14 protein-coding genes are annotated in these 10,208 nt (G+C 61.8%); 3 read left to right on the top strand and 11 right to left on the bottom strand.

What is annotated here, in order from left to right:
• Positions 1-62 precede the first annotated feature (62 nt).
• The 3 genes from D5041_RS08040 to D5041_RS08030 all read left to right on the top strand — a co-directional run bounded on the left by D5041_RS08040 (position 63) and on the right by D5041_RS08030 (position 2,568).
• Positions 63-440 carry a hypothetical protein gene (locus D5041_RS08040; protein ID WP_265257777.1) on the top strand — a complete coding sequence of 126 codons (378 nt, stop codon included), beginning with the start codon at positions 63-65 and terminating at the stop codon, positions 438-440.
• Between the two features lie 63 nt (positions 441-503).
• The gene (locus D5041_RS08035; RefSeq protein ID WP_265283233.1) at positions 504-932 is read left to right on the top strand and encodes a hypothetical protein; all 429 of its coding nucleotides are present in this window, start codon (positions 504-506) and stop codon (positions 930-932) included.
• A gap of 109 nt (positions 933-1,041) precedes the next feature.
• Complete coding sequence (locus D5041_RS08030; protein ID WP_407702249.1) at positions 1,042-2,568, top strand: ShlB/FhaC/HecB family hemolysin secretion/activation protein; 1,527 nt, start codon at positions 1,042-1,044, stop codon at positions 2,566-2,568.
• Between the two features lie 174 nt (positions 2,569-2,742).
• Here D5041_RS08030 and D5041_RS08025 read toward each other — a convergent pair whose 3' ends face one another.
• From D5041_RS08025 to D5041_RS07975, 11 genes are all read right to left on the bottom strand, one after another.
• A complete protein-coding gene (locus D5041_RS08025) occupies positions 2,743-3,144 on the bottom strand; it encodes a hypothetical protein (protein ID WP_265284309.1) in 402 nt (133 codons plus the stop codon).
• A gap of 8 nt (positions 3,145-3,152) precedes the next feature.
• A complete protein-coding gene (locus D5041_RS08020) occupies positions 3,153-3,803 on the bottom strand; it encodes a hypothetical protein (RefSeq protein ID WP_265284308.1) in 651 nt (216 codons plus the stop codon).
• Complete coding sequence (locus D5041_RS08015; RefSeq protein ID WP_265284307.1) at positions 3,793-4,308, bottom strand: phage tail protein; 516 nt, start codon at positions 4,306-4,308, stop codon at positions 3,793-3,795. The genes D5041_RS08020 and D5041_RS08015 overlap by 11 nt, the downstream gene beginning before the upstream one ends.
• Entirely contained in the window at positions 4,305-5,075 is a 771-nt protein-coding gene (locus D5041_RS08010; protein ID WP_265284306.1) for a phage tail protein I, read from the bottom strand. Before D5041_RS08010 ends, D5041_RS08015 begins: the two co-directional genes overlap by 4 nt.
• A complete protein-coding gene (locus tag D5041_RS08005) occupies positions 5,068-6,174 on the bottom strand; it encodes a baseplate assembly protein (protein WP_265284305.1) in 1,107 nt (368 codons plus the stop codon). The genes D5041_RS08010 and D5041_RS08005 overlap by 8 nt, the downstream gene beginning before the upstream one ends.
• A complete protein-coding gene (locus D5041_RS08000; protein WP_265284304.1) occupies positions 6,171-6,524 on the bottom strand; it encodes a GPW/gp25 family protein in 354 nt (117 codons plus the stop codon). Before D5041_RS08000 ends, D5041_RS08005 begins: the two co-directional genes overlap by 4 nt.
• A 66-nt stretch (positions 6,525-6,590) precedes the next feature.
• The gene (locus D5041_RS07995) at positions 6,591-7,124 is read right to left on the bottom strand and encodes a phage baseplate assembly protein V (RefSeq protein WP_265284303.1); all 534 of its coding nucleotides are present in this window, start codon (positions 7,122-7,124) and stop codon (positions 6,591-6,593) included.
• Between the two features lies 1 nt (position 7,125).
• Entirely contained in the window at positions 7,126-8,292 is a 1,167-nt protein-coding gene (locus D5041_RS07990) for a phage late control D family protein (RefSeq protein ID WP_265284302.1), read from the bottom strand.
• On the bottom strand, positions 8,280-8,486 hold the full coding sequence (locus tag D5041_RS07985) for a tail protein X (RefSeq protein WP_265284301.1): 207 nt from the start codon (positions 8,484-8,486) through the stop codon (positions 8,280-8,282). The genes D5041_RS07990 and D5041_RS07985 overlap by 13 nt, the downstream gene beginning before the upstream one ends.
• Positions 8,486-9,391, bottom strand: a complete 906-nt coding sequence (locus D5041_RS07980) for a phage tail protein (RefSeq protein WP_265284300.1) — start codon at positions 9,389-9,391, stop codon at positions 8,486-8,488. Before D5041_RS07980 ends, D5041_RS07985 begins: the two co-directional genes overlap by 1 nt.
• Entirely contained in the window at positions 9,391-10,170 is a 780-nt protein-coding gene (locus D5041_RS07975; RefSeq protein ID WP_265284299.1) for a phage tail tape measure protein, read from the bottom strand. Before D5041_RS07975 ends, D5041_RS07980 begins: the two co-directional genes overlap by 1 nt.
• Between the last annotated feature and the right edge of the window lie 38 nt (positions 10,171-10,208).

The raw sequence follows: 10,208 nt of genomic DNA, 5'->3' as shown, positions 1-10,208 counted from the left end.
CAAGAATATGAAACAAACAACACACCCCGATGAATTGGTTGAAGTGCAAAGGAAAACTTAATATGAAATTGAAAAATGATCCCCAAAGCTATGCTGCGCTCGATGCTTGTATTGATAAATACTACCGAAATAAAGGCTTGCCTTGCCTACCCTATGGAGAAGGGATAGTTAAAACAAGCGTTATCGATGGAAGGATTTATGAAGAGGTATATGAAAAAGTCTATTTCGTTGCCAGAAAGTACTTTATCAAGTACGGCATACCAATTGACACGAGAAACTTCTTTGCGATGCTTTTTCTTGCGATCGGACCAAACTATGTTCCGATGTTTTGGTTGGTCACCGAAGAGAATGATTCAAAATTCAGCATGGACAGCACCACAGAAGCAGTTACGCATAATCTTGCCATGCTGGATGAATATCTGGCAGGTCGATTGATTTAAGCAGAAACATGAAACAAACGACGCGCTCCGATAAATTAGTTGAAGCATAATGGCAAGTTTGATATGGAATTGAAAAATGATCCACAAAGCCATGCTGCGCTTGATGCTTGTATTGATAAATACTACCGAGATAAAGGCGTGCCTTGCCGACCGTATGGGGAAGGAATAGTCAAAACAAGCGTTATCGATGGAAAAGTTTATGAAGATGAATACGAAAGAATTTATTTTGTCGCCAGGAAATACTTTATCAATTACAGCATACCGATTGACACGAGAAACTTCTTTGCAATGCTCTCGCTTGCTATCGGACCAAACTATGTCCCGATGAGGTGGTTGGTCGCCGAGGAGAATAAATCCAAATTCAGCATGGACAGCACCACGGAAGCGGTTGTGCATAACCTTGCCATGTTGGATGAATATTTGGCGGGTCGATTCGATCGCGTGGACAAGGCAGGGTCGATTACCGGATGGGTGCGGCGCATTCTTGGCTGATGGCTTAATCGACGCGAAACCCGAAACTTGAAAGGACCTTCACTTGATCAAACCAAAATCAAAAAACATCCCGGCTGCCCCGCAGGAAGCCGGGTATTTATCCGCATTACTGGGTTCAACGCTCGCCTGCGCAACGGCGCTGCTGGCCGCCACGGCACTCCCTGCTTTTGCGCAGCCGACTCCGGCCCAGTCCGCCGCGGATGCGCTTTTGCGCCAGCAAGAGCGTGAGCGTGTATTGCGCGAGCAGCAGGAGCGCGCGCCGGATGCGCGCCTGCCCCAACCGGAGGCGCCCCAGGGGCTGGAGCGCTTGCCCGACAGCGAAACGGACTGCGTCCACATCAAGGGCATCACCTTGATCGGGGACAGTGCGGACTCGTTTCAGTGGGCGATTTCCCATGCAAACCAGCTGGCCGATGGCAGCCCCGATCCGGCGACGGACCGTTGCTTGGGTACGCGCGGTGTGAATCTGGTGATGCGGCGCATCCAGAACGCCATCATCGCGCGTGGTTTTGTTGCCGCGCGTGTCCTCGCGGGCCCGCAGAGCCATTTGGCCGAAGGCCGGCTGGAGCTGACCCTGTTTCCGGGACGGATTCGCCACATCCGGTTTGCGCCCGAAACCGATAGCCGCGCGACGCAGTGGAACGCCGTTCCCGCCCGGCCTGGCGATCTGCTCAACTTGCGCGACATCGAGCAGGCCCTGGAGAACTTCAAGCGGGTTCCTGGCGCTGAAAGCGATATCCAGATCGTTCCCGCCGAGGGGCCGGATGCCGAGCCGGGTCAGAGTGATTTGATCATCCAGTGGAGGCAGGGCTTTCCTTTCCGGGTCAGCCTCTCGGCGGACGATTCCGGGAGCCGGGCCAGCGGGAAATACCAGGGCAGCGTCACCGTCTCCTACGACCACTGGTGGACGCTGAACGACTTGTTCTACATCAGCCGCAGCCACGATCTGGGCGGGGGCGATCCGGGCGCACGGGGCACGCGGGGTCATACCGTGCATTACTCCCTGCCTTTTGGCTATTGGTTGCTCGGGTTCACGGCAAGCCAAAACCGCTACCACCAATCGGTTCCGGGGGCCACCCAGACCTATGTCTACAGCGGAACCAGCCAGAACGGCGAGGGCAAGCTCTCCCGTTTGATCTACCGCGACGCGGTGCGCAAGACCACGCTGTCCTTGAAGGGCTGGACCCGCGCATCGAAGAATTTCATCGACGATACCGAGGTCGAGGTGCAACGCCGCCGCACGGCGGGGGTGGACGTCGGCGTTGCGCACCGTGAGTTCATCGGTTCCGCCACGCTCGATGCGAATCTCAATTACCGCCGGGGCACGGGCGCCTGGAATTCCTTGCCAGCGCATGAGGAGGCCTTTGGTGAGGGCACTTCGCGCCCCAAAATCATCACGGCAGACGCACAGTTCAACGCCTCCTTCAGTCCGGGAAACCAGCGTTTGCGCTACACCGGCGCTTGGCGTGCGCAATGGAACAGAACCCCTCTGGTGCCGCAAGACCGGTTTTCCATTGGCAGTCGCTACACCGTGCGTGGCTTCGACGGGGAGAACCAGCTTCTCGCGGAACGGGGTTGGCTGCTGCGCAATGATCTGGGATGGGCCCTCGGACAATCCGGCCAGGAGCTTTATTGAAGCGGCGCGCGATAAATGGGCGCGGAAAAGCGCGATAAATGCGATCTCAGTTGGTTTCGCTGGCCGCAAGAAATTTTCACAAAAGCACCCTCGACGCCACGTTGGCCAGATCAAAGACGCATCCGATCGCGTCCCCCTCACCCCCTTGGCGCCCATGCGGGCATCAAGTTTTCCTTAGACAACGGGCCCAGGCGCCTGGGCCGCTGCGAGCGCGGTGGACACAGAGTTGGACAGCCGGGTCATGTCGGCCAGCACCTTTTCGGGGCCGCCCGTCTTGACCATGAAAGGCAGCTTCAGCGCGCCGGATTTGACCGCCATATCCACCGCTGCGCCAATGGCCGCCAGAGGCTCTGCGGCCGCGTTGACCTCAGCCAAAGACTTGGCCTTGGACAGCCCCACGGTCAGTTGCGACAGGCCAACCACCACCACTCCCAGAACATCGGCCATCACGCCTTCACGGCTCTGTGGGTCGGCTTGGCGGTCAATGGCCGCACGGATGACAGACTTGCGCGCCTCCTCGGCATCTCTTTCAGTGGCAGGGGTTGGCAAAGCAAAAGATGGATTGTTTTCACTCATGATGTTCCTTAAAGGGCAAGAAGGTTGATCAGACCAAATCCGGTGGTTGCACCGGTAGCGGGAGCGGCGCTGTTGTCGTTGACCACACTCCAGTCTGCGGGGTTTGTCGACGGCGAGGTATTGAAATGGAAGATCACATCGACCACAAATGCCACATTGAAGTTTATGGCCTGCGGCGTACCAAAGACTAGGCAAGCGTTGTTGGTTGCGGGGTCTTCTGCCAGCCAGACGCCATTCTTCGTGGTGTTCCCCCGGCGCAGCACGCTGCGGTTTGTATAGAGGCCCGCTGTCCCGTCGCTTGATCGAGCGCCCCGGCTGATGTAGCTCGCCACGACGAAGTCAATGATCTTTGCCTCTCCGTAGTCATATCCTTGAACCTCAAAACGCACCATCGAATTGGCGGTAAACGAAATCGGCGTCTTCACAATCCAGACCCCGTCTTTCGAAGAGCTAGATCCATCTCTGCCACGATAATGAGCGACAGACAGAGCCCGCGTGACCCCTCCAAGGGTATAGACGCGATTGGCCTGCATGGCAGTCACAGCCTGCTGCGCGAGAGCCTGATTTGATGCCTCGATCTGGCTCTTCCACAGCGCGACCGCCTGGGTCAACGCGTTCTGAGCCGTGATGGCGTCAGATAGTTGTTGTTCAAGACTCACGATTCACCTCTTTCATTAGGTAGTGGTTTTGCAGGACAAGCCGATTCGTGTCGCACAGGGAGCGCAGCACGGTGGCCAGTTGCGGGGCGACGGTCAGGCCCACGTTCGGGGCCTGGGCGGTGATCTGGATGACACCGTCCACCGCCTCGTTGAGCGCCAGATCAAGGCCGAGCAGCCACTCAAAGTTTTGGCTCTTGTAGCCCAACTCGGCCCCTGCTGTTGACCAGTAATAGACCAGCGTGTTGGCGGCCCAGATGCCCACCTCACGCACCCAGAACGCAGCCGCGCCGTCAAAGACCGCGTCGAGGTGAATCTGGTCCGTGCCCACGCGGCGGCCATAGACCGAGACCCGCTCGCGCTCGCTACGCAGATTGGTGCGGGTATCGTCAATCGCCCCGGCGCCATCGCCGATGGAGATATGGGTCAGATTGATCGAAATACCGGAGTTGTTGGCGTTGAATGTCGCCTGCCTTCCGGCCACGGTCTTCGTGGGGTGCAAGATCATTGGGGAGCTCCTGAAACAGTGGGCAAAAGCATCAGCGCCCGGCGCTGCGTCAAGCGCAGTGCACAGCAACTGCGGGTGCGGCAATCGGCGGTCATGCGCGTGGCGCCAGGGTGAGCAGAGACATGCACAGGCTGCGCAGGCCGGGCGATCACTGCGCTCGCTGTGCTGGTTCGCGCACAGTGGGCCGTCTTGTCCCTGGCATCTGCGCGTATGACCGCAGCGGGCCGCAGCACGGCCACCGACCGGGTTGTGGTCGCCAGACCAACCCCCACCCGCGCACGAAAATGGCTCCTGACCGGTTTCCAAAAGCGCACCAAGCGCAAAACAGCATCGGTGCGTTCAGGGCTCAACACCGGCTGGCCCGCAGGGGCCTCGGTCAACAGCAGGTCGATCAGAAAGGTGTGCGGTGCGCCCTGCGGCGTCTGCTCCCACCATTCGGTGATGCGCGCAGTCATGTGCATCAGATCGAGCGCACGTTGCACTGCATAGCGCGTTCCTTTGATCCGATGCAGCGCTACGGCTTCTTTGAGCAAGGCTCGCTTCTTTGCTTCGGTGGCCGGGCCAAAGCCCGCGAAGTCCCAGCCCGCATCGCCCAAGACGTTAAATTGTTCTGCCAGGTGCGACAGCGCTGACACATGCACCGTATCGACAAGATAGACCAGCAACGAGGACAGATTGATGTCGCTGATCCGCGCGGCCAGTTGACCCAATGCCCGAAAGCGTGCATCGCCGGCCAGCGGCGGCGCGAGCAGCAGTCCGTCAGCCATCGACCGTCCCCGCAACGACCAAGTTGATGCTGGTGCAGCGTGCCCATTCGTTCGTGGCAAGCACGATCTTCGCGGGGGAACTGCGCACGACGTCGTACACGCCTGCGACCTTGAGCGCCGCATCCACCTGCACCGGCACCACGTCGCGACCGAGGCCGGCTGCGCGGTCGGCTCTGTAGGCTTGCGCGGCGGCCTGCGCCTGGGCCAGCACACTGGTGGCGTCGGTGTTTTTGTAGAGCACCAGCTCGGCGCTGATGGTGTAGTCAATCGCCCTGGGCGCCAGCGCCTGCACTTGATCTGTCAGCGGGCGCACGCGATCCGCAGAGCATGTGGCCTGGACCAACGCGAGCATGTTGGCGTCGGGCAGTCCGGTGGTCAGCAGCGGGTAGAGCTGGACCACGCCGGGCGTGGGCGATAGCACCGCGACGTCGACGATGCTCTGGTGCGCGCTCTTGGCGTGGAAGACGTAGGCCAGGCGGCTGCCCGCGGTGCTGAAAACTTCCGGCGCGAGCTTGATGCGTTCGCGCAAGCGATCGTCTTCTTCTTGTCCGATGCCGCCGTAGGTGATCGTGGTGTTCGCGGCCGCCACGTCGGCGTCGCCGAGCGCGTCGACCAGGTTGTTGATCTGCCCCGGCTGCCAGGCGTTGGCCGCGACGCCGGGCTCCTCGCTGGTCGCGGCTGCGTCGAGCGACAGTTGGCCGGACTGCAGAGTGACATCGGCATCGGTGGCGAAGGTGACGCTGCCGTCGCCCCCCTCGACGCGGGTGCCTGCGGGGATCAGCAGGTTCGTACTCATCGCTTGCGCGAGGACAAAACGCAGGGTGGTTTTCGCCGGCTGCGCGGGCAGGCGCGTGACGCCCACGAGCTCGCCCAGGTAGTCGAGCATTGGCGCGCGGGCGTAGGCGACAAGGTTCTGTTTTGCGACCTCCTGGATGCCGATACGCACCAGGGTCTCACGGTAGGCGATGATGTCGATCAGCAGGCACTCGACATGCGCCGGGTAAAGGGTCTTGCCGCTCAGTTGCTCGTACTGCGCGACGATCTCGGCCGTGATGGCCTGCGGATCACGGTCGATGAAACTCGGCTCGGGCAGGCTCACAGGCGCACCGCCGTTTCATGTTTCACGCCATCGGCCAGCTTCCACTGCACACGCAGGGTGATCCGGGACTCTTCGATCGCGGTCTTGACCTGGACGAGCTCGCAGCGCGGCTCCCACAGGCGGATGGCTTCGACGGTCTCGCGCACCAGGTGCGGCACGGCTTTGTCGATCGGGTAATCAAGGTAGATGTGCACATGCGAGCCGAAGTCCGGTCGATGCGGGTCGCTGCCCTTGGGGGTACCAAGGATCACACGGATGGCCTGGTGGATGTCCGCTTCGGCCTCGACCACATCGAAGCTGCCCAGGGCGGGCTGCCAATGAAGGGAAGAAATGTCAGACGGCCTGGTCATCGGTCTATCGTGCCGCCCTGTTTTGCCGATGGATATTAATGAACGTTAAGGCTCGCGCCTTCACCTTCAGTGCCTGTGGTGGTTGGAGTTGCCGCCGCCATCCATCACCGTGCCGTCAGCGTCGAGGTTGCCACTGATCCGGACGTTGCCGGTGATTTCGGTCTGCGGCGCGTCGAGCGTGATCTTGCCGCCGGCCTTAAGCACGATGTCGGCACCGACCTCGACGACCAGCTTGCGGATGCCCCCCTTGACCGTCAGTTGATGGCGCACGCGGTCATACTCGATCTCGGCGCCGTCGTCAAAGCGCAGATGGTGTTTGTCGCCGCTACTCACCGGCGGGGCATCGGCGCTGGAATAGACCGCGCCCAGCACCATGCCGTCTTCGCCGTGCGCGTCAAGGAGCACTGCGACATGTTCACCAATGTCGGGCAGGTGGTAATGCTTGTCGCGCAGCGTCTTGGCTTGCAGCACCGGCAGCCAGGCGGTGCGCAGGTTGTCGCAATCTGGCAAGCGCACACGCACGCGGCAGGCCGCAGCGTCGACGGCCGAGACCGTGCCGAATTTGAAGCTGGCGCCGGATTCTTGCAGGGTCTCGCTCATTTCATTTCTTCGTGCGTGCCGGGGTGGTGTCAACCACGGCGACCTGGCCATTTTTTTGAACGCCGTAAACGTTCAGCGGCTTCTTGTGCGACTTCTTCTTTGCCGCTGTGCCCGACGTGCCCGGAGCGACACGCTTGACTTCGAGCTCGGTGACATAGCCGCCCCGGTCGATGCGGTGGCGCGCCGATTCAACCAAGTATTTGCCGCCCAGTCTGCCGCAGTCGAGCAGCATGAACGTGGTGCCGGCGACCAACAGAGGGTTGCCCGGCAGGCTCAGGCTGCCTGATGTCTGCTGCAGGTTGGCTGCTGCCAGCGCCGCCTGTGTCTTCGCTTGTACGGCCGCTCTGGAGCCACGAGAGGACAGCTTGAGCGTGTCGCCACTGGTGGATTGACCGGACTGTTTCTTCGCACCTGCTCTGCTCTGGCCGACCTCGGTCACTTGGCCGTCCTTCACGCCGTAGACCACGAGCTTCTTGCTCTTGGGGTCGTGGTACTTGCCCTTGGCCTCTTGGTAGACGTCCTTGATCTTGTCGCGCATCCGGATCGAAATCAGGTCCGTCGCCCGGAGGATGGCCACTGCGCTGCCATCGCGCAGGTCGGCCAACTCGGTGAAGACGAGCTTGCGCCCGACGATTTTGAAGGCGTAGCCGTACTCGCGCGCCAGGCGCGTGAGGAACTCGACATCGCGTTCCTGATACTGCGTCACCCGGTCGATGCGGATATCGCGGATTTTTCCGGTCAGCGTGAGCTTGTTGCGCCGGGCGATGCGCTGGGCAATCGCCGCCAGCGTGGTGTTTTCAAACGGGCGGCTTGCGCGCGTGCGCACCGACTTCCTGATGCCGGTGGACAAGCCCCGAATCGACACTGTTGCCGGTGGCTGGGCGAACTCGATCTCGTCGATCTCGAACACCCCACAGGGCAGCAGCGGGGCCGCCTGGTAGCCGATCCTGAGCGACAGAGCGTTGCCCTTTCCCGGGTACCAGTGCCGCACCCAGCGGCCGTCCGCGTCTTCGAGCTCGACCTCGATTTCGTCGGACTGCCCGGACAGGTAGTCCGTATAGGTCACCGAGCGCACGTAGGACGTGATGTCGCTCGTGATGTTCTTTTGCTCGTAGGAGAGCACGAACACCGGGTGCGCGACCTGCGTCACGGCGCTCAACGCAGCCACGGCGGCAGTTCCTCGAACAGGTCTTGCCGCTCGATCACCGGCACTGCAAGGCTCAGGCCGCCGGGCAAGGTGGTGCTCAGCGGCGCATGCGGGTTGATGGCAACGATGCGTTCGTACTGGAACGGATCGCCGTAATAGCGCTGCGCAATCTGGTCCCAGCGCTCGCCTTCGGTGGTGATGTGCGTCAGGTACATCAAAGCGCCCGCGTCACAACCTTGGTGGCCAGACGGCTGATGCTCGGCGCCACCGACGCCAGCGCACCGGCCGCGGCCGAGAGCTGACCGGCAACGTAGTCGATGCGGCCCACGATGGTGCCGACGTGCACCACCGACAGCGCGCGCTGCGCATTGCGCACCGCGCCCAGGGCGTCATCACCGGCGCGCAGGAGGTCGGACGCCTCGGGCAGTTTGCCGCTCAGGCGCGCCAGCGTCAGCGAAAGGTTTTCCAGCGGGGCAGCGACCCGTTTCATGCCGTTGAGCAGACCGGGCGCCCGGCCCAGCGCCGCCACCGGGTTCGCGTGCAGCTTCTGCGTCATGTGCACGTCGTCCACCGTCACCCGCAACTCCGACTGCGCCTGGGTTGCCGAGGTCACCGCCTGCGGAATGCTGTCGCGCACGGCACCACTGCTGGCCGGCGGTGCGATATTTGCGCCCACGGGCAAGGTCCGGGCGGTGGCCGGCGGCAGCCGGGGCTGGACGGCCAACGGCGGCCGCGGGTTTTTCTTGTCGCCCACGAATTCGCGCAGTGTGATGCTTGCTTCGAGCGCGATCAGCGTACCGGATTTGTCCGTGTGCTTGGCGATAGCCTGCACGTCGGTCAGCACGAAGCGGCCTTTGTAGCTGCCGTTACCGAGCACCAAGGCCATTGCCTCGTGCGCCGACAAGGCGCCCCGGAGTTTGGCCAGTTCGGCCTCCGGGTCGCAGTAGTGCAGATGGAAGGCGAGCTGGATGCGTATTTCGTCGAGCTTGTCGCCGATGAACTGCAGGCGCGGCTTGCCCTCGATCAGCGCATGCTCGGCGAAGTCGGCGCCCAACTGCGACTCGAAACCGTCGAAGTAGGCGATCAGGTCGAACTGGACGTGGCCCAGGAGCGCAAACATCAGTAGGCCCTGCGTGTTTGTTGCGCGGCTATGCGCTTGATCAGTTGTTCCAGCTCACGCAGCGAAATGTTCAGCGCCTCGGTGATCTGGCCTTTGACGGCACCGGCCGCGCCGCCCTGGACCTGGATCGTCGGGCTGAAGTGGATGGTCACTGCGCCGGCGCCGCCGGCCGCCGCACCTGCTGCACCGGCGCCAGTGCGGCCCGTGTTGATGCGCTGTGCGGCGGCCGCCGCCGTGTCCGAGGCCATGCCGGCGGCCGCTTTGGACGCCAGCCTGGCAGAGCGGCCGATGCCGATCGCCGTGCCCTGCGCGATGTTGTCGCCAAACCCCATAAAGACACGCGACGGTGACTTGATGCCCAGCGTGTTCGTGAACCAGCCCTTCACGTCTTTGCCGAAGCCGACAATGGCGTCCCGGGCCGCGCCGAGCTTGGCCTTGACGCCGTTGACCAGGCTGCCGACCAGGTTCGCGCCGAAGTCTGTGAAGCTTTTTGGCAGGTCGATGCCAAACCATTTCAGCACGCTGGCGAATGCTCGGTAGAACAGACCCAGCGGCGACCACTTGAGGATCAGTCTGGCCACGCCGCCGATGCCTGCGGCGAAGGCTGATCTGACCTCGCCCCACAAGCCCAGGAAAAAGCGCTTGATCGGCGACCAATAGCGATAGATCAGGTATGCGCCCATGGCGATGCCGGTGATAGCCAGCCCAATCGGGTTCATGAACAGTGCGCGGCCGAGCCAGAAGACGGCCTGCGTGGCCAGACGCAGACCGGTCAGCAAGCCACCCGCGAGCGTTCTGCCTAGTACAGACGCCTAGG

This window comes from Verminephrobacter aporrectodeae subsp. tuberculatae, from assembly GCF_026127385.1.
Taxonomy (GTDB): domain Bacteria; phylum Pseudomonadota; class Gammaproteobacteria; order Burkholderiales; family Burkholderiaceae_C; genus Acidovorax; species Acidovorax aporrectodeae.
The sequence above is the reverse complement of the archived record's forward strand: the minus strand, read 5'-3'. Positions and strand labels throughout refer to the sequence as shown.

Coding starts and splice junctions, on each gene's coding strand:
- D5041_RS07985 (WP_265284301.1), bottom strand. CDS start 8,486: ATGTACCTGACGCACATCACCACCGAAGGCGAGCGCTGGGACCAGATT.
- D5041_RS07980 (WP_265284300.1), bottom strand. CDS start 9,391: ATGTTTGCGCTCCTGGGCCACGTCCAGTTCGACCTGATCGCCTACTTC.
- D5041_RS08025 (WP_265284309.1), bottom strand. CDS start 3,144: ATGAGTGAAAACAATCCATCTTTTGCTTTGCCAACCCCTGCCACTGAA.
- D5041_RS08035 (WP_265283233.1), top strand. CDS start 504: ATGGAATTGAAAAATGATCCACAAAGCCATGCTGCGCTTGATGCTTGT.
- D5041_RS08010 (WP_265284306.1), bottom strand. CDS start 5,075: ATGGCTGACGGACTGCTGCTCGCGCCGCCGCTGGCCGGCGATGCACGC.
- D5041_RS07995 (WP_265284303.1), bottom strand. CDS start 7,124: ATGAGCGAGACCCTGCAAGAATCCGGCGCCAGCTTCAAATTCGGCACG.
- D5041_RS08040 (WP_265257777.1), top strand. CDS start 63: ATGAAATTGAAAAATGATCCCCAAAGCTATGCTGCGCTCGATGCTTGT.
- D5041_RS08015 (WP_265284307.1), bottom strand. CDS start 4,308: ATGATCTTGCACCCCACGAAGACCGTGGCCGGAAGGCAGGCGACATTC.
- D5041_RS08000 (WP_265284304.1), bottom strand. CDS start 6,524: ATGACCAGGCCGTCTGACATTTCTTCCCTTCATTGGCAGCCCGCCCTG.